Here is a 564-nt window from a genome sequence, read left to right on the forward strand (position 1 = left end):
ATATTGTTGGGTGAAAATAAGGCTTATCTAGTGAGTAGTCGCCTCAAGCCTGTGATGGCAAAGCATCAGATTGCAAGCCTAAGTGAGCTCGTGTCCAAGCTTAAGAGTATTTCACATCGCAATCTCAGAGAAGAAGTGATTGATGCGATGACTACAAATGAAACTTTATGGTTTCGAGACTCTCATCCTTTTACTGTTCTAAAAGAAAAAATCTTCGTTGAAGCAGATAAGCAGAATACTATTGCACCCTTGAAAATATGGTCAGCAGCATGCTCAACAGGTCAAGAGCCTTATTCGATCTCTATCATTGCGAAAGAGTTTCAAGAGTCTAAGCCCGGTAGATTGAAGGGGGGGGTAAAGGTTGTCGCGACAGATATCTCACCGACAGTGCTTGCTAACGCGAAGTCTGGTATCTATGAGATGTTGGCGCTTGGGCGCGGAATGTCTGAGCAACGCTTGAAGAAGTGTTTTAGTTCGCTTGAAGATGGTCGTTGGCAGATTAAACCTGAGTACAAAACTAGCATTGATTTTCAGTTGTTAAACTTGATGGAAGGTTACGGTCGA

At 42.9% G+C, this 564-nt stretch carries 1 protein-coding gene; it reads left to right on the forward strand.

Features of this window, described 5'->3' with window-relative positions; translation table 11 throughout:
* Positions 1-30 precede the first annotated feature (30 nt).
* Positions 31-564: protein-glutamate O-methyltransferase CheR (locus tag A3763_RS05790; RefSeq protein WP_197482796.1), on the forward strand; the 534-nt coding region annotated here is incomplete at its 3' end.

The sequence above is a fragment of the Oleiphilus sp. HI0128 genome, assembly GCF_001635365.1.